The sequence below is a fragment of the Proteus sp. G3927 genome (assembly GCF_963894685.1).
Lineage (GTDB): Bacteria > Pseudomonadota > Gammaproteobacteria > Enterobacterales > Enterobacteriaceae > Proteus > Proteus mirabilis.
Window position 1 is genome coordinate 161,876 of record NZ_CAWQGX010000024.1, and the last position, 26,043, is coordinate 187,918.

At 38.4% G+C, this 26,043-nt stretch carries 16 protein-coding genes; 11 read left to right on the forward strand and 5 right to left on the reverse strand.

Translation table 11 applies throughout. The features are described from left to right. Positions 1–11 precede the first annotated feature (11 nt). Both carB and AACV00_RS08170 read left to right on the forward strand, forming a co-directional pair. Positions 12–3,239: a carbamoyl-phosphate synthase large subunit gene (gene carB / locus AACV00_RS08165; protein WP_036919736.1), complete on the forward strand. Its 3,228-nt coding sequence runs from the start codon at positions 12–14 to the stop codon at positions 3,237–3,239. Positions 3,240–3,720: 481 nt separating this feature from the next. Then, positions 3,721–3,864, forward strand: a complete 144-nt coding sequence (locus tag AACV00_RS08170; protein ID WP_012367444.1) for a Hok/Gef family protein — start codon at positions 3,721–3,723, stop codon at positions 3,862–3,864. A 71-nt stretch (positions 3,865–3,935) separates the two neighbouring features. Here the strand turns inward: AACV00_RS08170 and AACV00_RS08175 are convergent, their stop codons facing one another. From AACV00_RS08175 to AACV00_RS08185, 3 genes are all read right to left on the reverse strand, one after another. Continuing rightward, on the reverse strand, positions 3,936–11,012 hold the full coding sequence (locus AACV00_RS08175) for an Ig-like domain-containing protein (protein ID WP_161679938.1): 7,077 nt from the start codon (positions 11,010–11,012) through the stop codon (positions 3,936–3,938). 298 nt (positions 11,013–11,310) lie between these two features. Then, complete coding sequence (gene dkgA / locus AACV00_RS08180) at positions 11,311–12,141, reverse strand: 2,5-didehydrogluconate reductase DkgA (RefSeq protein ID WP_004245195.1); 831 nt, start codon at positions 12,139–12,141, stop codon at positions 11,311–11,313. A 27-nt stretch (positions 12,142–12,168) separates the two neighbouring features. Further along, entirely contained in the window at positions 12,169–13,326 is a 1,158-nt protein-coding gene (locus AACV00_RS08185; RefSeq protein ID WP_049221620.1) for an iron-containing alcohol dehydrogenase, read from the reverse strand. Between the two features lie 187 nt (positions 13,327–13,513). Between AACV00_RS08185 and AACV00_RS08190 the strand changes: the two genes are divergently transcribed. Beyond that, complete coding sequence (locus AACV00_RS08190) at positions 13,514–14,296, forward strand: class I SAM-dependent methyltransferase (RefSeq protein WP_004245193.1); 783 nt, start codon at positions 13,514–13,516, stop codon at positions 14,294–14,296. 177 nt (positions 14,297–14,473) lie between these two features. Here AACV00_RS08190 and AACV00_RS08195 read toward each other — a convergent pair whose 3' ends face one another. Next, a complete protein-coding gene (locus tag AACV00_RS08195) occupies positions 14,474–15,145 on the reverse strand; it encodes a DedA family protein (protein WP_004248983.1) in 672 nt (223 codons plus the stop codon). Between the two features lie 124 nt (positions 15,146–15,269). Continuing rightward, positions 15,270–16,463, reverse strand: coding sequence for a cystathionine beta-lyase (metC, locus tag AACV00_RS08200; protein WP_004245190.1), 1,194 nt, complete (start codon positions 16,461–16,463; stop codon positions 15,270–15,272). 330 nt (positions 16,464–16,793) lie between these two features. On the opposite strand from metC, the gene exbB reads away from it, so the two are divergent. From exbB to hybE, 8 genes are all read left to right on the forward strand, one after another. Next, complete coding sequence (gene exbB / locus AACV00_RS08205; RefSeq protein ID WP_004248988.1) at positions 16,794–17,804, forward strand: tonB-system energizer ExbB; 1,011 nt, start codon at positions 16,794–16,796, stop codon at positions 17,802–17,804. Between the two features lie 6 nt (positions 17,805–17,810). Next, positions 17,811–18,239 carry a TonB system transport protein ExbD gene (exbD, locus tag AACV00_RS08210; RefSeq protein ID WP_004245188.1) on the forward strand — a complete coding sequence of 143 codons (429 nt, stop codon included), beginning with the start codon at positions 17,811–17,813 and terminating at the stop codon, positions 18,237–18,239. 1,822 nt (positions 18,240–20,061) lie between these two features. Then, positions 20,062–21,186, forward strand: a complete 1,125-nt coding sequence (gene hybO / locus AACV00_RS08215; protein ID WP_161679936.1) for a hydrogenase 2 small subunit — start codon at positions 20,062–20,064, stop codon at positions 21,184–21,186. Then, entirely contained in the window at positions 21,183–22,196 is a 1,014-nt protein-coding gene (hybA, locus tag AACV00_RS08220; RefSeq protein WP_004245184.1) for a hydrogenase 2 operon protein HybA, read from the forward strand. Before hybO ends, hybA begins: the two co-directional genes overlap by 4 nt. Next, a complete protein-coding gene (gene hybB / locus AACV00_RS08225) occupies positions 22,183–23,364 on the forward strand; it encodes a Ni/Fe-hydrogenase cytochrome b subunit (RefSeq protein WP_004245183.1) in 1,182 nt (393 codons plus the stop codon). Before hybA ends, hybB begins: the two co-directional genes overlap by 14 nt. Further along, positions 23,361–25,064, forward strand: a complete 1,704-nt coding sequence (gene hybC / locus AACV00_RS08230) for a hydrogenase 2 large subunit (RefSeq protein WP_004248989.1) — start codon at positions 23,361–23,363, stop codon at positions 25,062–25,064. The genes hybB and hybC overlap by 4 nt, the downstream gene beginning before the upstream one ends. Beyond that, entirely contained in the window at positions 25,064–25,552 is a 489-nt protein-coding gene (locus tag AACV00_RS08235) for a HyaD/HybD family hydrogenase maturation endopeptidase (RefSeq protein ID WP_004245181.1), read from the forward strand. The genes hybC and AACV00_RS08235 overlap by 1 nt, the downstream gene beginning before the upstream one ends. Further along, positions 25,549–26,043, forward strand: coding sequence for a hydrogenase-2 assembly chaperone (hybE, locus tag AACV00_RS08240; RefSeq protein ID WP_004245180.1), 495 nt, complete (start codon positions 25,549–25,551; stop codon positions 26,041–26,043). Before AACV00_RS08235 ends, hybE begins: the two co-directional genes overlap by 4 nt.

Sequence of the window (26,043 nt, forward strand, 5' to 3'; positions counted from 1 at the left end):
GAGTGAAAAAAATGGCTAAAAGAACAGATATTAAAACAATCCTGATTTTAGGTGCAGGCCCGATTGTGATTGGTCAAGCGTGTGAATTTGACTATTCAGGCGCACAAGCGTGTAAGGCACTGCGCGAAGAGGGATATCGTGTTGTTTTGGTAAATTCAAATCCTGCTACCATTATGACAGATCCTGAAATGGCAGATGCCACTTATATTGAGCCTATTCATTGGCAAGTGGTCAGAAAAATTATTGAGAAAGAGCGCCCTGATGCCATATTACCGACAATGGGCGGACAAACGGCATTAAACTGTGCCTTAGAATTAGAGCGTCAAGGGGTGTTAGCTGAATTTGGCGTAACAATGATAGGTGCAACGGCTGATGCTATTGATAAAGCGGAAGATAGACAACGCTTTGATAAAGCGATGAAAAAAATTGGTCTGGATACGGCTCGTTCAGGCATCGCTCATACTATGGACGAAGCATTTGCAGTGGCTGAGCAAGTGGGTTTCCCTTGTATTATTCGCCCTTCATTTACTATGGGGGGAACAGGGGGGGGGATCGCCTATAATCGTGAAGAATTTGAAGAAATTTGTACTCGAGGTTTAGATTTATCACCGACCAATGAACTATTAATTGATGAATCATTAATTGGCTGGAAAGAGTATGAAATGGAAGTGGTGCGCGATAAAAATGATAACTGTATTATCGTTTGCTCCATTGAAAACTTTGATGCGATGGGTATTCATACTGGTGACTCTATCACGGTTGCTCCAGCGCAAACGCTAACAGACAAAGAATATCAAATTATGCGTAATGCCTCGATGGCCGTATTACGCGAGATTGGGGTTGAAACCGGTGGCTCCAATGTGCAATTTGCCGTTGATCCTAAAACAGGGCGTTTAATTGTTATTGAAATGAACCCCCGTGTTTCTCGCTCATCAGCATTAGCGTCAAAAGCAACAGGTTTCCCAATTGCAAAAGTCGCGGCAAAACTTGCAGTAGGTTATACCCTCGATGAGTTGATGAATGATATCACTGGAGGAAGAACTCCTGCTTCTTTTGAACCTTCTATTGATTATGTAGTGACTAAAATCCCTCGCTTTAACTTTGAAAAATTTGCTGGTACCAATGACCGTTTAACCACGCAAATGAAATCTGTTGGTGAGGTGATGGCTATTGGGCGCACTCAACAAGAGTCAATGCAAAAAGCATTACGCGGACTAGAGGTTGGTGCAACTGGGTTTGATCCTAAAGTAAACCTCGACGATCCCGAAGCGCTCACCAAAATTCGTCGTGAATTAAAAGAAGCTGGATCGGATCGCATTTGGTATATCGCGGATGCTTTCCGCGCTGGAATGTCGGTTGATGGGGTGTTTAATCTCACCAATATCGATCGTTGGTTCTTAGTGCAAATAGAAGAGATTGTTCGCCTAGAAGAGCAAGTGGCACAACTTGGTTTAGCTGGTCTAAATGCTGATTTCTTGCGTCAATTAAAACGTAAAGGTTTTGCTGATGCGCGCCTAGCTAATATCTTGAATGTGAAAGAGCAAACCATTCGCCAATTAAGAGAACAATATCAATTACACCCAGTTTATAAACGGGTTGATACTTGTGCGGCAGAATTTGCTACGGATACCGCTTATATGTACTCCACTTATGAAGAAGAGTGTGAGTCGGATCCAAATCAAGACAAACCTAAAGTGATGGTCTTAGGTGGTGGGCCAAATCGTATCGGTCAGGGGATAGAGTTTGATTATTGTTGTGTTCATGCCGCTCTAGCATTACGGGAAGATGGGTATGAAACCATTATGGTCAATTGTAATCCAGAAACGGTTTCAACGGATTATGATACCTCCGATAGACTTTATTTTGAGCCAGTCACCCTTGAAGATGTATTAGAAATTGTACGGATCGAAAAACCACAAGGCGTGATTGTGCAATATGGTGGTCAAACACCATTAAAATTAGCAAGAGCTTTAGAAGCTGAAGGGGTGCCTGTTATCGGTACCAGTCCTGATGCAATCGATAAAGCAGAAGACAGAGAACGTTTCCAAAAAGCCGTGGATAAGTTAGGGTTAAAACAACCAGAAAATGCCACAGTGACGACATTAGAAGAAGCGGTAGAGAAGGCAAAATCTATTGGTTACCCGCTGGTGGTACGTCCATCTTATGTCCTTGGTGGGCGAGCAATGGAAATTGTTTACGATGAAATTGATTTACGTCGTTATTTCCAAACGGCGGTCAGTGTTTCTAATGATGCACCCGTACTGTTAGACCGATTCCTAGATGATGCCATTGAAGTAGATGTTGATGCGATTTGTGACGGTCAGCAAGTGGTGATAGGCGGTATTATGGAGCATATCGAACAAGCGGGTGTTCACTCTGGAGACTCTGCTTGCTCTCTACCTGCTTATACTTTAAGCCAAGATATTCAAGATATAATGCGCAAGCAAGTACGTGAACTTGCTTTTGAATTAGGCGTTAAAGGGTTGATGAACGTACAGTTTGCGGTGAAAGGTAATGATGTTTATCTTATCGAAGTGAATCCTCGCGCCGCACGTACAGTGCCTTTTGTCTCTAAAGCAACCGGTGTGCCATTAGCAAAAGTTGCTGCTCGAGTGATGATAGGACAAAGTCTTGAACAGCAAGGCGTTACCAAAGAAGTGATCCCTCCTTACTACTCGGTTAAAGAGGTGGTACTTCCCTTTAATAAATTCTCAGGTGTCGACCCTATTTTAGGGCCTGAAATGCGATCTACCGGTGAAGTGATGGGGGTTGGTGCTACTTTTGCACAAGCTTTTGCTAAAGCGATGTTAGGTAGCAATTCCACCATGAAGAAAAAAGGAAGAGCGCTACTTTCGGTTCGTGAAGGTGATAAAAAACGTGTCGTTGATTTAGCAACTAAGCTATTGAAAAATGGTTTTGAGTTAGATGCAACACATGGTACTGCCATTGTCTTGGGGGAAGCCGGTATCAATCCTCGCCTAGTGAATAAAGTGCATGAAGGGCGACCTCATATTCAAGATAGAATTAAAAATGGTGAGTATGACTATATTGTCAATACGACTGCCGGTCGCCAAGCTATTGAGGATTCAAAACTGATCCGCCGTAGTGCATTACAATATAAAGTTCACTATGACACTACATTAAATGGGGGATTTGCGACAACACTGTCATTGAGTGCTGATCCTACTATTGATGTTATTTCAGTCCAAGAGATGCATGCAAAGATAAAAAAATCTTAACTTTTTAGTGGTTGTTATACCAATCCCGAATAGGTATTAATTACCTATTCGGGATTTTTCTTTTTTCGATGTAATAGAAAAAAGAAAGCCCCACATAACGACATGTAGGGCGAGTGCAAAACAAAGAGGTGGGTGCAGATCTTTTTTCAAGAATGGAGGCAAGAAAATAAAATAAGTAAATTTCTTTGTTTTAGCGGATTGATTTTGTCTTTTTTAGATGTCAGTGTCAACAAGAATATTTATTAGTTATTCATGTAACGTGTTGTTTTAATTTGATTAATTTTAAAAAATACTACCAGTAAGGTATAGAGGTGAGGGAAAATTCTGCTACTATAGCGGTGGGTGCTTGGATCGTTTTGGTTCAAGCATTGCGCTAGAGCCAAAAAGACAAAAGCCCCGAATTTTATTTTCATAAAATCCGAGGCAGTCTCAAAGCTCAACAACTTGATTCTGCCTCCTTTATTAAAAGGAGTCAATCAAATTGACGAAAATAACCTTATTTGGCATTACGGTTGTCTGTGTGACGGTACTTATGTTTGCTTTAATTGTCGGTGAACGATTATGTTCGCTTAACATTAGTAACGGAAACATGGTCGTTCAAGCTATTTTGATGTGTCATCAATAGCTTGATGGGGGAGGTTTCCTCCCCCCAATTTTTGTTCAAGTTGTGAGATATGTGGTACAAGCACTCGGTCTTTAAAAATATCCCCCTATTTGGCCATCCCAATGAAATTCTTTTTTAAGATAACTGGATCTGTTACCTATGGTTATATTTGCTTTTAACGTACCATGACCAGAATCATTAATTCTACATTCTTCGTCTAATGCGTAGTGTGCTGATGTCGGCGATATTTCAGCTATTTTTTTAGAATGCTCGCTAAATATAATCTTATCTGGATAAGTTAATTTCTCATTAATATGTCCGATGAGTTTATCCGATGGATTTAATGTTACATCATATAATTCCGTAGTAATATAAATGGGATAAAGTAACTTTTTCGGCTCACCTTTAAATACTAATCTTGGCGTTAAAATAAGATGTGTTGTAGTGGTTGACCAACCATTTTGACAAGATGAAGCAAGGGTACCTGTATCTGTATAGATAAATTTAGAATTATAATCAAGAGAGATTATTTTATATGCGTTATTGGCAGGAAAATAGTCAATATTAATTTTATACTTTTTAGGATCGACATAAGGCTGATTATTACTATCAAAGGTTGTGACTTCTAGTGTTAATTGTTTTGGACTGGTTAGATATTGTTTCGGTACCTGAATTTTTACTGGGTCATGTATATTATATTTAGGTGCATAGTTTTGTCTTTCTTCTAAGGCGATAGAAGTGCCGTTTTCATCAAATAACTCGAAGTTAATCGCTTTAGGTGTGTCTGATGAAGACCATTTAACAATAAACTGATCGTCTGAAGTGTATAAAGGTTGCCAAGTTAAATCATCCAAATGTGTATTTGATTTGCTCTCTCCCGCAGATAGAAACTCAAATGAGTTAATTTTGATGCGAGGCGATGCTTGTATAATGACGTTATAGCTTTGCTCATGATCTTGAAAATAATTATTATTTTTCACCTCAAGTGTTAATGTTGTTTGCCCAATATTAAGGTTTTTGATAATCCCATCTGGGGTGATTTCAACTATGTTAGGTTGACTACTATACCAAGTTGCATTCGCTTCAACGGGGACATCTGGCGTAGGGCTTTGAGCCATCAATAATTTATCTGCAGCAGAATCAGGTGTTAATACAATATAATTCTTTTTAAAATAATAACTTAGTGCGGCTTTTTCTTGCTGATAGTCTACAGTTTGGCTATCCGCTAGGAATTTATCTGTAGCATCACTTTGTATTACTATTTTTGTTTTTCCTGGTTTAATGGCGGTTAAGTTACCTTTACTATCAATGGTGGCTACCAAGGTATCGCTACTAGAGAAATGAATGGGGATATTTTTAGCCTCTGGATTATCAAATTCCGCTGCTATTTGATGGGTAATGCCATCATTCCAGATCGATTGTATGGTGTGAGGAGAAATCACTTTCAGTTTGGGTGGCGCTTTTTCTATCACTAAAGGATAGCTATTTTTAGCTGATGGATATTGCTCATTACCTAAGGTTTGTAAGGTAATAATTGTAGTACCAGCCTTTTTCATGGAGATTTGCCCACTTGTTGTATCAATGGAAGCAACAGTAGGATCAGAGCTTGACCATATTACCTGCATATTTTGTGGTACACCTTTATAACTTAACGCATCAATCACAGTTGATTTGTAGATTTCCTGTTGGATAGGTTTCTCAAAGGTAATTTCAGATTTAGGGATAGCCACTTTAATCGTCAATGGCTCTGCGATAGTTATTGTTTCAGCTTGAGCGGTTAAGATAATATCGGACATCGTATTTGCTGTAACATTTGTTTGATATTCACCATTGCCCACTGACTTTAATGGATTGTCACTAAAATTAGGCTTACCACTGATAGTTTTAATCTCAACATTCTTACCATCAATGGTATTACCGTATTTATCCATTAATTTTACGCTTAATAACGTACTATCTTTATTATCAGCATTTATAGAACGACGATGACTATTAAAGGTTGATTTATGAATATCTATTTCAGCCGGTATTACAGTAATATCTTGTGTTGATTTATAATTATTAGAATCAAGATAAGCGCTCATCTTCAAGCGTCCCGCGACATGACTAGTCACTCGATTCGTTGCTATCCCCTTATCATTAGTATAAGTGCTGTAATGATAATCATCTGCTGATCCGAGTAATTTCCATGACACAATAACATTAGGTAATACATTATTATTGGCATCAACGACAGTTGCTTGGTAGTTAACACCTTTATCTCCTGCGGTTATGGTTGTTCTATCAACCTCAACAGCGCGTATTTTCCATGTCGTCACATCGGCATTAAGTTGTAATATTTTTTGTTTTTTGAAATGGGTGCCATTTACCATAACACCAATCTGTGCTGTGCCCGATTGAGTTCCTGTTATTTCAATCTCATAGCGTCCCGGTGATATTTGTTGTGCTTGACTAAATTTGATGGTTGGATTTTTAGAAAATCCGCTTACTTGTTGGTTGGGGATGATATTTCCATTTTTATCTTTAATAACAAATGTCAATAATGCCTTATCTTTGCCATTAGCAATGATTTGACTCGGGTTCAACGACAGTTCTGACATCGTTTCATCAATGTGACCCGTTAAAAAGTGAACATCATCTGCTATATAAGTACCTGTTTCTAATATTGCGCTGACTTTGGCAACACCGACAGAGCGTCGAGATAATCCAACTATTGCTACACCATTATCATCTGTAAAAGTTAATGGTGTTTCGAGTTGACTACCTTCATTCGTTGACCAAGCGACAGGTACACCTATACCGACAGGATTATCGTGGTTATCAACCAAATAGGCTTTATAAGTAATGGACTCCCCAGCATGTGGTTGCATATTGCTAATAGTAAAGTTTTTCACCTTTGCTGTTGTGTTATTAGGGAGCACCGTTAAAGAAACGGATTGTTTTATTGCTAATGGAGCAACGTGAGCCGATAACGAGGTTTTTCCGGTTTTTAATGCGCTCACTTGGGCTTGATAAATGCCTTTTTGTTTCTCTTTAAAGGGCGTAATCGTTGTTTGTAAATTAGCCTGTGGCGTTAAGGTGATTTTATTGGCTAAGTTGGGCAATAAATTACCTTCTTTATCCTTTAAGGTTATTGTTACGGTCGCTTTATTTGCCCCTGCGACAATAGTGTCAGGGAATATGGCAACAGTAGAAAGAGAGGCCGAAATATCACCTTCCGTAAAGGTGACAATGTGATCAGCATTGACAGATTGTTGGTTATTGAGCACTGCCGTTACTTTCGCTTTTCCTGCCTGAGTACTTGAGAGGGTAATTTCAGCTATTCCTTGCTTATTGGTCATGCTTAATGGTGCTGCAAGCTTACCGAGATCACTTATCCAACCGACAGTAACGCCTTTTGATACTGGATTGTTATGTTTATCGGTGATTTGTGCTTGAATAATGACTTTGTCTTTACCATTCGCTGTTACGGTATAAGGTGCCATAACCTTAACGGAGTGGATCTTGACTGTTTTATTATCTGTTAAAAATCCTAAAGATTGCGTTACCGTAATACTATCAATAGTGGCGGTAATTTGACTGAGTCCCGCTTTTGTACCTCTAATATGTGCTTGATAATTGCCGTTAGCCGTTTCTGTGATTTTACTGAATTGGATGGTGCTGTTATCCCCAATTAACGCAATATCGTTACTACGACCTATTACCGGATTATCAAATTTATCACGCAGGTCTATTTTACCCACAGCAAAGGCATTGCCATCGGCAATGATAGATTGTGGTTCAATCGTCAAATAACTATTTTGTTGCACTGGCGCCCCCGCAACAAAGGTTACTTGAATGCTTTTTTTCTCTTTATTTGATAAATAGGCGGTAATTGTTGTTGGCTGTGCTTTGGTTCCTGAAATGACAACTTGCGTTCTGCCTTTTTCATCTGTTTGAGTAGTAGTTTCATCAATATGATTAATACTTGATTGCCAATAGACAGGGATATTTTTCAATGGGTTATGATAAGCATCAGTTAAGTTTGCTACTACGGTAATGCTATCTTGGTTATCTGCTATGGCAGATTGCTTATTATTTAATGTCGTTAATGTGAGAGTGGCACTTTTGAGATCTGCAACGGCAACTAAGTTAGTTTGTGCATGTTGACCATTATTTAATCGCGCGGTGATGGTTGTGATACCTGATTGTGATGTTGTTAGCGTATTTTTGGCGATACCTTGAGCATCGGTCTTAGTTTGTTGCTGAGCAAATTGAGTACCAGCACTCCCTTGCCAATTAACAATAGTATCAGGAAGTTGATTACCCAGTTTATCTGTTACTATTGCAGTAAGTTCTGCGGGATCTTGCTTATCTGCAACAATCTGATTTTTATTAACCAATAATTCACTAATCAAAGCTTGTTGCCCATTAGCAATAAAAGTAATTGGCTCAGCAGTAAAGGCATTGTTATTTATACGCGCAGTTACCCGCACACTGAGTGCTTGTGTACAGGTTAACTTGTTGGTGGTGATCCCTTGCTCATTAGTCATTGTGGTATGTTCAATGTTAACAATACTTTTATCGTGCTCAGTTTCCCAGCTAATTTGTGCATGAGGGAGCGGCTTACCAAACTGATCTTGTACTAATGCAGTAAGGATGACCGGGGTTTGACCATCTGCGACATGAGTTGTAGAGGATGGGGTTATGGAGACAATAACCCCCTTAGCTTGGTTGGCGATAAATTGGGTTGTCGCGTGAGTCATCTTGTCGTTTATTTTGGCCCTCACGGTGACCGTACCGGCGACTTTACTTATCATGGTGGTGGTCGCCTTACCTTGCTCGTCTGTGGTTAATATGGTTTGTTTTAATTGTGCTTGGTTATCTGCCGATAATGTCACATGAGTAGCGGGTATAGGATTATTTTGCTTATCAACGACTTGTAATGAAATGGTTTTTTCTGTTTTACCATCGGCTAGAGAAAGTGGTGGTGTGATCGTGAAGTTTTGTTGTGGAATATAGGCGCTGTCATTATCCACACTAAAATGGACTTCAGTCGAATAGGTTATCCCTTTTACTTGTACACCAATCTGCGAACTCCCTACTTGAGTATTAGTCACTGAAGCAATAATCTCACCTTGTTCATCCGTTTTTCTTGAGCTAATGACATTAGCACCATTACTGGCAGTAAAGTTGACTGGATAATGAGCCAATGGATTGTGGTTGCTATCAGTGACTCGTACTTTGATTTTATTTTGACTTTTACCGTCGGCTGGCGCGTTATCTTTTGTAACCGTTAAGTTGCCTTTTGCAATATGGGCAGTTTGATTATCGGCAATAAGTGTCACGGTTGCTGAGTTGAAGGTATTATCACGGAATACGGGGGTTAGGGTTAATTTTTCCGGTATGCTTCCTGCTGTAACCGTTAATTGATATTTCCCAGCAGCTAAACGAGAGAAAGTAGAAATACGGCTATTGCCTTTTTCTGTATCAGACTGTTGCTGTAAAGTAATTTCTTTACTATCAATATCAACGGGTAAATTATCATTATCAACGATGGATAATATTAACCTTTGGGTAGCTTCACCGTTAGCGAATAGTTGGCTCTGTTTAGGTGAAAATAGGCTATTACGCGTATTGATTAACGATTTATCTACAATAACCGTTGTTTGAACAGGCGCTGAACGATTGCCATGGGTATCAATGGCAACAGCACTAATGATATAGCTATTTTTCTCAATTGCACCAATTTGATATTGAGGCAAAATCACGGTGTAGTGAGTTCCACCATGATGTTTTATTTGCCCGCCTTGGGCATTTAACTTACTTGCGGACCATTCAATATTGGCTAACGGATATTTTGTTTTTACTTGAACTTGTAAATCGCGCTCCTCTTTAGCATAACCATTTATTGAATCAACCATAGAAAGGAAAACTAAAGTTTCCTTTTTATATTCTAAAATCATATCGTTATTACGATTAACAAAGTCATAACGACTTCCTGCTAATGTACGTATTGCTTTGACATTATCAGGATTAAGTTGTGAAGCGAGTGATTCTCCTATGCGGTAGGACAAGTTGATATTCAAGTTATTATCAGCACGATCATGTAAGCCAATACGACGCTCGGCATTTAATGTGACTAATGGTATCGGAGTATAATTAATCCCTAATGTGTAGGTATGTGGATTTTTGTCCCGTTTATCTTTGCCAAATAGACCAACTTCTTTACCGTAGTATTGTTCAAAGATTAATTTAGTGCCTAATTGTGGATAAGCTGGAAAATAGCCTTCTGTTCGAATGTCCCAACCATTCGCAGGACGTTCACTATAATCTAAGATATTATTAGAGGCTCGCCAACTTGATAGACGGTGATAATGGTTAGAACTTAATTTGAAATAGTCTCGCCAAATTTCGGCGCCAATTCCCAAACGATTATGATGATGCGTTAAATCATGATCATAAAAGCCATTAATGCCGACCATAAATTTTTCAGTAAAATAGCGATAACCAATACCATAATTAAATTGGCTACGAAGATCTTTGCGATGATAGTTAGTTTGAGCAAAGATCAGCTTCTCTTTTTGTTCATATAATGGAATTAACAATTCCGCTGAGCTATTTTTTAAGGTGAGATTTTTATCTGCTGAAAGTGAAACTCGCGCATGCCCAAATTGATTAAGCCATTGTTCTATTTTCTGATTGGATTTACTGGAGATTTGGCTAATTGCATATTGTGTTACATCGATATCTTTATTGAGTAAAAATGAATTATCAACAATAATTTTAGCGAGCTCTTCGCCCTCTGTTGAGGGGATTGCCTCATCTTGATTATTGAGCCACTTTTTTTTTAATAAATATTCATTAGGAATATTAAGAATAGTTCCATCATTTATTTTTAGCTCACCCGTTAACGATACATGTTGTGGATTAGCTTCAATCAATTTAAATAATTTTATATTAAATTTTTTTGCGATAGATTCTGGGGTATCACCCGCTTTGACTTGATAAGTATTTTGTTGATTTATATCGCTAATATTATGTTTTTTAAAATTATTCTCATTGGCAAAAGTCTGCGTAGGCATGGTTGTCACAATAGGAAATGCTAATTGTATAAAAATATTAAGCCAAGCGACTTTTCTCGTAATAGAACTGGGGCGTGGGGAAGGTACATTATTTAACGTCGTCATTTTTAAACTCATCGTAACAAATAATGATGAGATTTTCGTATTTATAGTTTTTTTAGATATCAGAAACTGAACTTTAAGTAACTAACTTAACAATATATAAAAAATAGCAGATGAAAATTTTAAATGTAAATAAAGATTTAATTTGACTTAGTTAGACATGCGCTAATCATATATTAAAAAACAATAAATTTACTTTGTCTTATTTTAAAGTGTAATGATATAAAATATATATCATTGGTATAGTTAATAAAAAGCCAATAGCAAGAGTACTATTGGCTTACTTATAGAGCGTGAAATACTAGATATCAACAAAAGTATCAGGATCAGGCCCCAACCGCTTTCCTTTATCTAGTTGTTTTATTTCAGCAACTTCTTCTTTTTCTAATTTGAAATCAAAGATATGGAAGTTTTCTTCAATACGAGAAGGGGTAACTGATTTAGGAATAACAACCAAGCCACTATCTAAATGCCAACGTAACACAATTTGTGCCGGTGTTTTTTGGTATTTTTCTGCCAGTTTCTGAATAATTGGTTGATCAAACACGCCTTCACCACCTTGTGCTAAAGGACTCCATGATTCTGTCACAATATTATGGGTGGTATTCCAAGCTCTTAATGAAGCTTGTTGCATCAATGGGTGAATTTCAATCTGATTAATGACAGGGGAAACGCCCGTTTCTGTAATAATGCGCTCAAGGTGCTCTTCTTTAAAATTACATACCCCAATACTTTTAACCAGTCCCTCTTTTTGTAACACAATCATCTGCTTCCAAGCGTCAAGGTATAGCTCGCGAGATGGCACTGGCCAATGCATTAAATAGAGATCAACATAATCAAGTTGTAATCGCTCAAGGCTTTCAAGTAATGCACCACGAGCATGGGATTGATCGTTGTTCCATAATTTGGTGGTAATAAATAATTCGTCTCGAGGAATAGTGCTTTGCTTTAATGCCTTACCAACACCTTCTTCGTTATGATAAATAGCGGCGGTATCAATCAGACGATAACCTGTGTCGAAAGCATGATGTACCGCTTTAATAACTTGATCATTATCTGCTTGCCAAACCCCAAGTCCAAGTTGTGGAATAGTGTTGCCATCAGATAGTTGGATCAATTTAGGATTACTCATTATATACCTCCAGTTGCCTTTAAGTACTTAGAGTGCTGCCATATAGATACGCTGGCTGACTTCCAAGGTGATATCCTGATGTTCACCGAGTGCGGTTTGTCCATGTTGTTGCAGTTTTTGCACTAAGGCAGGAATATCCGCTTCACTGATATTAAAGTCAGACAGCCGTGTTTTAAGTCCCATGCGTTCAAAGAATTTACGAGTCTCATTGATGGCGCTATCGATTTTAAATGCATCAGAGCCTTGATGGATCCCCCACACTTTTTGTGCATATTGGATCAACTTAGCGTATTTCTCCTGACGTTTTTCGTTTAATAGCGCGGGTAAGACAATCGCGAGGGTTTGTGCGTGATCAAGCCCGTGTAATGCAGTAATTTCATGGCCTAATGCATGGGTTGCCCAATCTTGCGGTACTCCAACACCAAGAATACCATTAAGTGCTTGGGATGCTGTCCACATTATATTAGCACGGATATCGTAGTCTTGTGGTGAGGTGAGGGCTTTCGGTCCTTCTTCGATTAAGATCCTTAATAGGCCTTCTGCATACTCATCTTGTACAAGCGCATTTACCGGATAAGTGAGATATTGCTCTAAAATATGAATAAATGCGTCAACAACGCCATTAGCGGTTTGTCTTGGTGGTAAAGAAAACGTTGCAGTTGGATCTAAAATAGCGCAATGAGGATAAACATGTGGGCTAGCAAAACTTTGTTTATCCATCGTTTGTTTTTTACTGATCACGGAAAAACAATTGGTTTCAGAGCCAGTTGCTGGAAGGGTTAGTACACAGCTTAATGGCAGTGCTTTTTCAATTTCCTGACCTCGGCTAGTGACAATCTCCCAAGGCTCTCCTTGATAAGGTATTGCGGCCGCAATAAATTTGGTTCCATCAACAACAGAGCCTCCTCCTACAGCCAGTAAATGAGTAATACCGTGATAACGAGCGTAAGCAACAGCTTTCATTAGCGTTTCATACGAAGGATTGGGTTCAATACCGCCAAACTCATGAATTTGATACCCTGGTAAGGCCGCATGCACTTGATCAAGTATCCCATTGCGCTTAATACTTCCGCCGCCATAAGTTAATAAAATTCTTTCATTTTTCCCAATTTCAGAACGTAATTTTGCAATTTGTCCTTGACCAAAATGGATTCGAGTGGGGGAGTAATAAGTGAAATTTTGCATGGTTGTTTCCACCTTAATTTTATGTTCTTGATATGCTGTAGCATGACAAATCATTAGGAAAAATTATTTCACTGTATATAGACAGGATAATATGACATGACTATAACAGCGGGGTTATGAATGCGAGTGTTAAACCCTTTTTTTCATAACTATAGTTATTAATTGTAGTTAATTTATAAGGGGTAGTATGAAAAGTCATTATTTAACATTAAACCAAGCTCATTGGGATAAACAAGCCGCAATGCAAAATCAATGGTCTAAACCCGTGGACGATAAAGAAATTATCGAGGCAAAAAAAGGAAACTGGAAAGTACATTTAACGCCGAATCCCGTTAAAAAGGAGTGGTTAGCAGATATTAAAGGTAAAAACATACTCTGCTTAGCTTCAGCTGGTGGGCAACAAGCACCTATTTTAGCTGCTGCTGGTGGCATTGTGACCGTTTTTGATTTATCTGAAGGGCAACTGAGTAAAGATAGTCAATTGGCACAAAAACATCAGCTAGCTTTAACTACTCAACAAGGGGATATGGCTGATTTATCGGTATTTTCTGATGAAAGTTTTGATATTGTTTTTCATCCAATTTCAAATCTTTATGTACCTGATGTTAATCCTGTTTGGCAAGAATGTTATCGTGTATTGAGAAAAAACGGGGTTCTTATGGCGAGTTTTTATAACCCTGTAGTTTTTGTTGATGACAGAAATCAGGCATTGCGTGCACAAGGATTAATGAGACCGACTTATCGTTTGCCTTATAGTGATCAAAATTCATTACCTTCAGATATTTTGCAAGAAAAAATTGCAAAGGGAGACGGACTTGTATTTGGTCATTCGTTGACAGATTTGATTGGTGGGCAATTAAGAGCAGGTTTTTTATTACAAGATTTTGTTGAAGATTTTGCTCCTCAGGCTCGTTTTTTAATTGATAGTTATATTCCAACATTTCTTGCTTCGAAAGCCATTAAAATATAATAAATCAATTAGTTGAAATATTACCATTACAATAATAAATCTGTTTTATAAATATCTTAATAGGATAGGAGATAAGAAAATGAACAACTGAACGTGTGTCACAGCATCGAATAATACATAAAAAACGCCATTATTTTCACTTTAAATAATGGCGTTTTTGGTGTTACTCGAAATGGCTTATTTGGCGCTGTTATTGCTACTTTTACGATGACGAATATACATCACAATAGAGCCAATTAAACCGGCAGTTAATAGTAATACTGGTAATGTCATAAGAATATTCATCACCAATGTTTCATGTTTTTGAATAAAAGGGATCAGGTTCAGTATATAACCTAATGAGACAATAAGACCGACCCATAAGAAGCCACTAATCCAGTTAAATAGTTGGAAGCGACGTTGTTGTAATTCAGATAAACCGGCCAAAGTTGGTAGTAATGTACGTACAAAACCGATAAAACGGCCAATTAATAGTGCGTACAGGCCTCGACGATGGAAAAGATCATTGGCTTTATGGTGATATTGTTCGGGTAATTGAGCCATCCAACGTTTGACCACTTTAGTATCACTTAGCCAGCGGCCTTGCAGAAATCCAAGCCAGCTACCAATACTCGCGGCAGTACCTAACACAATAATGGTTGGCAAGAAATGTAAAACATCTTTGGCAATTAATGCACCACAGAGAATTAATAATGTATCGCCGGGTAGAAATGCGGCAGGTAGAACCCCATTTTCCAGCATAATAATAACAAAAAGAACAATATAAATAATCCACAAAATATTTGGATCAGCTAGCACCATATAATCATGTTGCAGTAGCGCGTGAATTATCTCTTTTAATGTACCCATTCGGCGAACTCGCATCACAAAAAAACTATATGAGAGCTATTCTAACGTAAAAAGAAGATGATCGTTTGATTTAATCCCTGTGAAACCACAGGGATAGCTTTTTTTTAATAAAAAAATAGATGAATTAGTTAGAAATACGTAAAAATGCTTGCTCTAGATCTTCAATTAAATCATCAATATTTTCTAAGCCGATATGTACTCTAAATAAGGTTCCTGCGAGAGTGGGCTGAGTGTCATATTGTCGCATCGCTTTAATATCATTGGGATGATAGCCTAAAATAAGAGATTCAAATCCACCCCATGAAAAGGCCATTTTAAACAGGGATAAGTTATCAAGAAAACGTGAAAATTCCTCAGTGGTGAGGATCTTTTTTAGACTAAAAGAGAACAACCCATTACTTCCAGTAAAATCACGTTGAAAATAGGTGTGCCCCGGACAAGAAGAGAGTGCTGGATGGTAGACATTATCCACTAGCGGGTGCTGTTTTAACCAACGCGCAATTTCTAATCCACTTTGCTCATGTTGTTTCATTCTAACTGCTAAGGTTCTTAAACCACGAGCTGCCATATAAGCTGTATCCGGATCTGCGCACTGGCCTAATAAATACGTGTTTTCACGTAATTGTGGCCAACAACGTTGATTAGCAACAGCAAAACCTAACATACCATCTGAGTGACCAATAATATATTTGGTCGCTGATTGGATAGAAATATCAGCACCTAAAGTAAGAGGTTTAAGTAATAAACCTGCTGCCCACGTATTATCAATCATTATAATAATATTTGGGTTATAGTGTCTTACCGCAGTGATAATACCTTGTAAATCTTGCACTTCCATCGTAATAGAGCCGGGTGATTCTAGAAAAACAATTTTTGTTTCAGGGCGTAATAATTGACTAATTTCAGTGCCGATTAAGGGATCAAAATAGGTTGTGGTGACAGAAAATTTACTTAATATCTGATCACAAAAATTTTGCGTGGGATCGTAAGCGGAACCAGTCACAAGGATATGACAACCTTGTTCAATAAACGCAAGAATAGATTGAGTAATAGCCGCCGCACCTGATGGAAATAATGCGCAACCAGTCCCTTGTTCTAGTTCGGTTAGTGCCTCTTGTAGTGCAAAATGCGTGGTAGTACCTCTTCGCCCATAAAATAGAGCGCCTTCAGCTCGTTTTTGGGTGGCTTCACGTTTTTGGGCAACCGTATCAAAAATAACCGATGAAGTTCGCTGTATAATAGGGTTTACTGCGCCTTGTGAATATTTTTTTGATCGACCACTTAATAGCAGTGAGGTTTCTGGTTTTTTTTGCGTCATCCTTTATACCTACTTGTTATGTAATGATGTGTTTACCCCAAGTTAATGCATTTTTTACTGAAGTACAAAAGAGGATCGCGACAGTTGATAAAATTTCACGTTATATGAAATAACGAAAAATTGTCTTAAAAATCGACAAATGAAAAAAAAATGGCTAAATAGTAATGATAATTACTATCAAAATGCTTCATGTTTGATATCATCTGAGCGTTTCTCTTTTTCCTGATGGCAACAGGATGATTGTAAATAAACGATTTTGGGTAAGTAGTGAAATAGAAACTTCATTACTGAATAGATAATTAGATAAGAAAGAGAGTAAAAGGCCAACTGATGCGTAATTTGACAGCTTCTATTATATTGGCAATCGGTCTGACAGGCTCTGCTTTTGCGGATACGACACCGGCTAAGCAAACTGAGCAACCTGCGACTACGGCCACTTCTTCAACCGCTTCTACACAGGGAACGGCGACTACAACGATTGCACCAACAGCAGAAAATACGGCAACGCCAACGGGGGAAGCAGCCAAAACGGCAACTTCTGAAACACCAGTGGCAGAAGAGAATACATCGACGAGTACAGGAGATGCTGCACAGACAGCTCTAGAGCCAGAAAATGCCACGCAAGGTGCGACACCTGAAATCGTCACTGGAGGGGGATTTGCTGAAGATCTCTCTGTTATGGGAATGTATCGCAATGCAGATCTCGTGGTAAAAAGTGTCATGATCGGTTTGTTACTCGCCTCTATTGTCACTTGGGCGCTGTTCTTTGCTAAAGGTAGCTACTTATTAGCATTACGTCGTCGTTTAAGAAATGAAAGTGCGCAATTAGTAGAAGCGAAATCCCTCAAAGAGGCATTAGCGATTAGCCAAAAATTTGGCAATAAAAGTGCGACAGCCGACTTTTTTAATGATGCTGAATTAGAGCGTACTTACTCTCAAGATAGTCACGTTGCATCTGGTATTAAAGAGCGTGTTGAGATGCGCATGGAGCGTCGTGTCGCCGCTATTATTCGTGAATTAGGACGTGGTAATGGTTATTTAGCGACCATTGGGGCAATTTCTCCTTTTATCGGTTTGTTTGGTACGGTTTGGGGGATCATGAATAGCTTTATTGGTATTGCGCATTCTCAAACTACCAACTTAGCGGTGGTTGCCCCCGGTATCGCAGAAGCATTATTAGCAACCGCCATCGGCTTGATTGCAGCTATCCCTGCGGTCATTATTTACAATATTTTTGCACGTATGATTTCCGGTTATCGTGGTGAAATTGGCGATATTGCAACAGGTGTAGTGACCTTAGTCAGTCGTGACTTAGATATTGAAAACAGCAAATCAAGGTAATGAATTATGGCAATGAATCTTGGTAATGATTCAGGTGAAGATAATGAATTGCATGATATTAACGTCACACCTTTTATTGATGTGATGTTAGTATTGCTGATTATCTTCATGGTAGCAGCCCCCTTAGCGACGGTTGATATTAAAGTCAATTTACCTGCTTCGAGTGCCAAGCCTCAACCTCGGCCAGAAAAACCTGTTTATTTGACGATTAAATCAGATAAACAGATTTTTATCGGTGAAGAGATGGTAACTCATGAGACGATGGCCAGTGTCTTGGATTCTATGACGCAGTCGAATAAAGAAACGACTATCTTTTTCCAAGCCGATAAAACGGTCGATTATGAAACTTTAATGGGGGCAATGGACTCATTAAGGAAGGCGGGATACCTCAAAGTAGGGCTAGTGGGGATGGAAACCGTATCATCGGGTAACTAATTTTTTACTCATATTATACTTAAAAATATCAGCACTCTATCAGTCATATTGCAATGATTAATAGAGTGCTTTTTTTATTCACCAAAGATATAAATATGGTTATCTTTTTGTACTATTTATTTTTCTAGTATATTAATAGTTGCGCTAAAATAAAATTTAGCTTTAGTGTTAAATGTTATTAATCGTCTTTAGATTAAATTTTGTATAGCAGTATTAATTAAATTACTTAAGTGATTATGTGCTGAATCAATTAATAATAAGTAGATACTATTATTAAAGTTCCAATAGTATCAATATTCGTTAACTATTCATATTTTTTCACTTTTTATTTGATAAATATTTTTGTTCTTATGGTAAATATAACTATAACCACATGATTAATAATGTTTTTATTGCTATTTGGTTTAAGTGTAAAAAAACTTGCGCAAAAAATTCTATTGGATATAATGCATCCCAAGTTACAAATTGAAACATGTTGTAACCTGTAACAACGCCTAATTTATTTATTATCTAAGTTTCCGTTTTGGTTACTTACTTTTTTTATTACACCAGGTAGATCGTTGTTTTCAGTCATTCAATTACTGATAAGTTGATTTTATTTACTTATCTATACTGCAACGGATATTTTTGTCGGTTGTGAGTAAAATATAAAGAGAAAGGCAGAGAACTACACATAGCATTTTTATTATTTTAATAAATTTAAAAGCCATAGTACTTCGCGGTACTATGGCTTTTTGTTTTATTACGCAGCAAATGTGTGTTTCATCTTGTCTAGAGCCCGCTTATATCATCGGTTGTTTTCTTTCTATCTATGCAAGTCCTGCTACACCAACAAATTGTTAACACTCTTTGCGAGGCGTTTTTAGATTTTGTGGCACATTTTTCTGCTATTGTGCCAAAAACACATTATTACTTTGTCTTCGTCAGTATCAAGCATCAATTTGCTACCAATATTTAACATCAAAATTGAGTTGGCGTTATCCAACTAGCAAAATCGCAATGTTATAAAATAACCATTAGTAATAATTTCAAAATAATATTAATTAGCTATTGTGGAGTATTTCTGGGAGATAACTACCGGTTGTTATAATGGATTACTTATCTAACAAGTCGTTTTTACGACACTAAATTGTTATTCCAAAAACGAATATACTTATAACTATATGAAAAATTATGAGAAAAACAGGTTGATTGCTGGTTAAAATATAGACTATTTAAGTATTAATTACGATAAAGTCATCAATAAAGATCGTGATGAAGATAACTTTGTTGATTAATCAATCTAGTAATGAAATTAGAGATATTAATGTAATTATTTATTATTTATAAAATCCAGTTTTTAACAATTTATATAATGTAATACAAAGGTTGATAATATGAAAATAACCATCATATTTATAATTAAAAAAATATATTAAGTTATTTCTAATAATGTGGGTTGAAAATTAGAAATAATAAATTATTATTTTTGTATTATTTTAAATATATTGTCTTATAAATTGATTGTTTTTTGTGTTTTCTGTATCTATTTGATTTTAAATGATTTGTATTATTTTTAATTAGCTTATTTTTTGATAATAAGAATTATTACTACTTATTTTATCATTACTATATAAAGAATAATTAATTTTAAATTGACCATATATATTAAAAATACATCTTAAACATTAAATAGCTGAAACGTTTTTTCTCGCATAAAAGAATAATTTATTTTTTAATGAATTATCGCTTGATAATGATCAAGTCATTATTGTGTCGGAGTGTTAAAAAGGCGGTGTTTTAAAATTATTCCAATTAAAAATCATCATATCAGGAGAGATATATGGCCTTGGGGAATAATGTTTTTTCCCAACATGGTATTAACCGACGCGATTTTATGAAATTGTGCGCAGCGTTATCAGCTACCATGGGATTAAGCGGCAAAGCAGCCGCGCAAATGTCACAAGCAATGACATCACCTGAACGTCCACCTGTTATTTGGATTGGTGCTCAAGAGTGTACAGGTTGTACGGAATCTTTATTACGTGCGACTCACCCAACACTTGAAAACCTTGTTCTGGATGTTATCGCACTTGAATATCACGAAGTGCTCTCTTCCGCTTTTGGTTATCAAGCAGAAGAAAACAAACATAATGCGATGGATAAATACAAAGGTAAATACGTCCTTGTTGTCGACGGTTCTATCCCTGACAAAGATGGCGGTATTTACTGTATGGTGGCAGGCAAACCTATTCTTGAGCATATCAAAGAAGCCGCTGAAGGTGCGGCGGCAATTATTGCTATCGGTTCTTGTTCTGCATGGGGTGGTGTGCCAGCTTCTGGAGGTAACCCTACTGGCGCTAAATCACTGGAAGCTATTTTACCGGGTAAAACAGTTATCAATATTCCAGGGTGTCCACCAAACCCACATAACTTCTTAGCTACAGTTGCACATATTATTACCTTTAATTCATTACCTAAGTTAGATAGCAAAAACAGACCGCTATTTGCATATGAGCGTCTAATACATGAAAACTGTGAACGCCGTCCTCATTTTGATGCGGGTCGTTTTGCTAAAGAATTTGGTGATGAAGGACACCGCCAAGGCTGGTGTTTATACCATTTAGGTTGTAAAGGACCTGAAACTTACGGTAACTGCCCAACATTAGAATTTTGCGATATTGGTGGAGGAATTTGGCCTGTTGGTATTGGTCACCCTTGCTATGGCTGTAATGAAGAGGGTGTCGGGTTTACGAAAGGTATTTTCCAACTTGCGAATGTTTATCAGCCAACACCAAAAGCACAAGTACCCGATGTTAACGCCAAAGAAGGTGGTGGTGTTTCTTATGGTGCAGCAGGCTTATTAGGTGCAGTTGTTGGTGCTGTTGCTGGGGTAAGTGTGATGGCTGTGCGTCAATTAGGCCGTGACAAAAATACCACAGGAGCCTCACAGGAGGATAAACGGTGAATAGGCGTCATTTCTTTAAGCTGGCATCAGGTGGGGTTCTCCTTGCGGGAATGGCACCCACTGCGAGTCATGCTGCGGCGCAGAACCGTCCTCCAATTCCTGGGGCTCTCGGTATGCTCTATGACTCTACACTCTGTGTAGGCTGTCAAGCATGTGTGACAAAATGTCAGGAAATTAATCATCCGGAACCCATGGAGCGTGGTGATACTTATGCTAATGGTGATCCGATCTGGTCAAACAATGACAAACTAAGTCCTTACACAAATAACATTATTCAAATTTGGCGTGATGGAACAGGTGAAAATAAAGATCAACTGGAAAACGGTTATGCCTTTATTAAGAAACAATGTATGCATTGCGTTGATGCTAACTGTGTTTCTGTGTGTCCTGTTTCAGCGTTAACCAAAGATCCGAAAACCGGTATTGTGCATTATCATGCAGATATCTGTACAGGTTGTCGTTACTGTATGGTGGGTTGTCCTTATAACATTCCTAAATACGATTATGATGATCCCTTCGGTAAGCTTTATAAATGTGAACTATGTAACCAAAAAGGGGTAGAGCGCTTAGATAAAGGCTTATTACCCGGCTGTGTTGAGGTTTGTCCAACAGGTGCTGTGATTTTTGGTACTCGTGAAGAGTTGCTTGAAGAAGCAAAACGCCGGTTAGCGAAAAAAGCGGGTGAAGAATATCACTATCCACGCCAAACCATTAATGGTGGCGATACTTATCTACATAAGATCCCAGAATATCAAGATCATATCTATGGTGAGTTTGAAGGTGGTGGTACGCAGGTGATGGTACTTTCCGCGGTGCCTTTTGAAAACCTAGGTATGCCAGAAGTGGCTCCATTATCAACGGGTGCGCGTTCTGAACATATTCAACATACGCTGTATAAAGGTATGGTTTTACCAATAGCAGCGCTTGCGGGCATTACTTATTTGGTTAACCGTAATAGTAAAAAACAAGAGCAGGAACACCATAAGGAGGATAACGATGTCGAGTCATGATCCTCGTCCACTTGGCGGTAAGTTATTTACTTTAGCTGTTAGAGTGTTTTTACCGCTTGCTGTGCTTGGTTTTATTCTTATTGGTAAGCGTTTGGTATTGGGTCTTGGGGATGTTTCCGATCTAAATGGCGGTTATCCTTGGGGGATTTGGATAGCCTTTGACTTACTTATCGGAACAGGCTTTGCGTGTGGTGGTTGGGCACTGGCATGGGCTGTTTATGTTTGTAATAAAGGTGAATTTCATCCCTTAGTACGTCCTGCATTATTAGCGAGCTTGTTCGGCTATTCGTTAGGTGGATTATCCATTGCAATCGATATTGGTCGTTACTGGAACATGCCTCACTTCTTTATGCCTCAATACTTTAACGTTAACTCCGTGTTGTTTGAAACAGCAACTTGTATGACCATCTACATTATGGTGATGGCATTAGAGTTTTTACCTGCACTACTGGAACGTTTAGGTTGGAAAGTTTCGTTAAGACGCCTTAATAAAGCGATGTTCTTTATTATTGGTCTAGGCGCCTTATTGCCAACCATGCACCAATCCTCCATGGGATCATTAATGATTTCGGCAGGTTGGAAGGTGCATCCTCTGTGGCAATCTTATGAAATGCTACCGCTGTTCTCTTTATTAACCGCCTTTATCCTCGGTTTCACTATCGTTATTTTTGAAGGTTCTTTATTAAAAGCGAGCCGTACTATTAATGACGATGAAACACCGCTATTTACCAAGTTAACTAAAATCATAGAAGTACTTCTGATCACCTTCTTGGTATTACGTTGGGGTGAAGTGATCTGGAACGGTAAGCTGAGTTATATCGCTAAAGGGGATATGTTCTCTTGGTTATTCCTTGCAGAAAGTGCCTTGTTGTTTATTCCTCTGGTATTGATGCACCTGAAAAATAATCGTCGTAGCCCAAGAATGTTATTTGTCTGCGCATTATTTATGTTAGTGGGTGCGGCAATGTGGCGTATGAACTATTCATTAGTCGCTTATAACCCAGGCAACGGCTATCACTATTTCCCAACTGCAAGTGAGTTGTTGATTTCTATTGGCTTCGTTGCATTCGAAGTTACTGCTTACATTCTTATTATCCGTTTACTGCCGGTACTACCAGCACAAACAGAGTCAAATATACAATTAAAAAAGGCTGAGGTTAAATCATGAGCCAACGCATTACTATTGATCCTATTACCCGTATTGAAGGGCATTTACGCGTCGACTGTGAAATCGATAACGGAAAAGTCGTTAAAGCTTGGTCTTCCGGTACCATGTGGCGTGGAATGGAGGAGATCCTAAAAGGAAGCGATCCTCGTGATGCATGGATTATTGTGCAACGCATTTGTGGTGTTTGTACAACGGTTCACGCAATAGCCTCAGTACGTGCTGTAGAAGATGCCTTAGGGATGGATATTCCGGTTAATGCTCAGTATATCCGTAACTTAATTCTGGCTTCTCACATTATTCATGACCATATCGTCCATTTCTATCAGTTGTCTGCGATGGATTGGGTTGATATTACGGCAGCATTACAGGCAGATCCTGAAAAAGCCTCAGCGATGCTTAAAGGGGTTTCTCAATGGCAATTGAACTCTGCTGAAGAGTTCAGAAAAGTGCAGAAGAAAATTCAAGATTTGGTTGATAGCGGTCAGTTAGGTATTTTCGCTAATGGTTACTGGGGTCACTCAGCCATGAAATTACCTCCTGAAGTGAACTTGATTGCGGTAGCCCACTATCTACAAGCATTGGAATGCCAGCGCGATGCAAACCGCATTGTTGCCGTGTTAGGGGGTAAAACACCGCATATTCAAAACTTAGCGGTGGGCGGTGTTGCTAACCCAATTAACCTTGATGCACCGAATGTTCTCAATTTAGAACGTTTAATGTATGTAAAACACTTTATTGATAACTTGGGTGATTTTATTGAACAAGTTTATAAAGTGGATACTGCTATTTTTGCTGCTTATTATCCAGAGTGGTTAAAAATCGGTAAAGGGGCTAATTACTACTTATCTGTGCCTGAATTGCCTATTAATGGCAATAATACTGAGTTTTTACTCTCAGGTGGCTATATGGAAGGCGTTGATTTTTCTACTTATCGTCCAATTAAAGATTGGAAAGATCAAAACCTGAAAGACGGCATTGAAGAGAGTGGTAAACACGCATGGTATGAAGATGATGAACCATTAAAACCATGGGAAGGTTTAACTCGTCCTAAATACACCGGTTGGGATGAAAATAATAAATACTCATGGGTTAAGTCACCCACATTTTACGGCAAACCTGTAGAAGTAGGTACTTTAGCATGGTTAGTGTGTGGTTTAGCGGGTAAACATGAAGGCACAGTAAAACACTATAACGAAGTTAATCAGATCTACACCAAATTAACCGGTCAAACCCTGGTGACAGAGCAGTTAGAGTCAACTTGGGGACGCATTATTGGTCGTACTGTTCATGCTTGTGTATTACAAGATTCGCTTAACTTCTTATGGCAATCACTGGTTGATAATATTGGCCGTGGAGATACTGCTTCCTTTATTAAACCTGAGTTTGAGCCGGGTAAAGAGTATCGTGGCGTCGGTTTCGAAGAGGCTTCGCGCGGTATGCTATCTCACTGGATAGTCTTTAAAGATGGCAAAATCACAAACTATCAGGCGGTTGTTCCTTCAACATGGAATGCGGGTCCTCGTAACTTTAATGATGAACCGGGTCCTTATGAGTTATCACTAGTGGGAACGCCGGTGGCTGATCCTAACAAACCTCTGGAAGTGGTAAGAACCATTCACTCTTTCGACCCATGTATGGCTTGTGCTGTGCATATGGTTGATTTAACAGGTAAAGAATTAAGTAAGGTGAAGGTATTGTAATGCGTACACTTGTCTTAGGTATTGGTAATTTATTACTAAGCGATGAAGGCATTGGTGTTCGTATCGTAGAAGCGCTCGAAGAGCGCTTCTCTTTACCGGAGAACGTCGATGTTATTGATGGTGGCACATCAGGCATGGAAATTTTGCAAGATATTGCTGCAAGAGATTTATTGATTGTTGCTGATGCAGTAAGAAGCCAGCACGAGCCGGGCAGTATCTTTGTATTACATGATGATGATGTACCTGCATTATTTACCCAGAAAATTTCACCGCATCAACTCGGGCTATCGGATGTATTAATGGCTTTACGTATGACCGATGAATTTCCTCGCAAACTGATTTTAGTGGGTATTGAACCTGCTTCATTAGCGCCAAGTATGTCATTGTCAGATATTGGTCAGCAATCGATGGAAATAGCACTTGAACAAGTGGTTAATATTTTGCGTGAACATGGGATCACCGTAACCCCTAAAGAGGTAACAGCATGAGTGAATTAAATTGGGATATCACGGGATACGATGAACCACCTATTGAATTACTTGAAAGCAGTTTTCGAGAGATTGCCAAAAAAGAGATGCAAGCATTGCCTTTTTATAGAGAAAATATTCCCGTAAAAGCAGGGGGATTTACTTTATTTGAAAAGCAATGGATTGGAACAATTTTAACGCCTTGGATGCTAGAGCTTATTGTGTTGCCCGGGCCATCACAAGAGTGGCCAAGACGTAAAATTGGTGAGCGTATCGCCTTAGCGCTTCCTTGTGGTCAGGTTAAATTTGTCGTTGGTGAACTTGCTAATGGTGCTCAATATCTGGCTTGTTCATTAATGTCGCCACTTGATCGCCATTTACAAGGTGAGCAAGCGGTTGAGTTAGCAGAAAACAGTGCAAAAATGGCTCTTTCTCTTCCTGTTCAGACACAATCCGTCACAGAAGTTGATTTAAGTCGGCGTTCCCTTTTTCGTGGTCAGTTAAGATCATAA

Excerpts from the sequence above, each read along its gene's own strand:
- AACV00_RS08195 (WP_004248983.1), bottom strand. The coding sequence starts at position 15,145 with ATGGGTACATTAAAAGAGATAATTCACGCGCTACTGCAACATGATTAT.
- carB (WP_036919736.1), top strand. The coding sequence starts at position 12 with ATGGCTAAAAGAACAGATATTAAAACAATCCTGATTTTAGGTGCAGGC.
- dkgA (WP_004245195.1), bottom strand. The coding sequence starts at position 12,141 with ATGAGTAATCCTAAATTGATCCAACTATCTGATGGCAACACTATTCCA.
- AACV00_RS08175 (WP_161679938.1), bottom strand. The coding sequence starts at position 11,012 with ATGACGACGTTAAATAATGTACCTTCCCCACGCCCCAGTTCTATTACG.
- hybE (WP_004245180.1), top strand. The coding sequence starts at position 25,549 with ATGAGTGAATTAAATTGGGATATCACGGGATACGATGAACCACCTATT.
- AACV00_RS08190 (WP_004245193.1), top strand. The coding sequence starts at position 13,514 with ATGAAAAGTCATTATTTAACATTAAACCAAGCTCATTGGGATAAACAA.
- AACV00_RS08185 (WP_049221620.1), bottom strand. The coding sequence starts at position 13,326 with ATGCAAAATTTCACTTATTACTCCCCCACTCGAATCCATTTTGGTCAA.
- hybB (WP_004245183.1), top strand. The coding sequence starts at position 22,183 with ATGTCGAGTCATGATCCTCGTCCACTTGGCGGTAAGTTATTTACTTTA.
- hybC (WP_004248989.1), top strand. The coding sequence starts at position 23,361 with ATGAGCCAACGCATTACTATTGATCCTATTACCCGTATTGAAGGGCAT.
- exbD (WP_004245188.1), top strand. The coding sequence starts at position 17,811 with ATGGCAATGAATCTTGGTAATGATTCAGGTGAAGATAATGAATTGCAT.
- AACV00_RS08235 (WP_004245181.1), top strand. The coding sequence starts at position 25,064 with ATGCGTACACTTGTCTTAGGTATTGGTAATTTATTACTAAGCGATGAA.
- metC (WP_004245190.1), bottom strand. The coding sequence starts at position 16,463 with ATGACGCAAAAAAAACCAGAAACCTCACTGCTATTAAGTGGTCGATCA.
- hybO (WP_161679936.1), top strand. The coding sequence starts at position 20,062 with ATGGCCTTGGGGAATAATGTTTTTTCCCAACATGGTATTAACCGACGC.
- exbB (WP_004248988.1), top strand. The coding sequence starts at position 16,794 with ATGCGTAATTTGACAGCTTCTATTATATTGGCAATCGGTCTGACAGGC.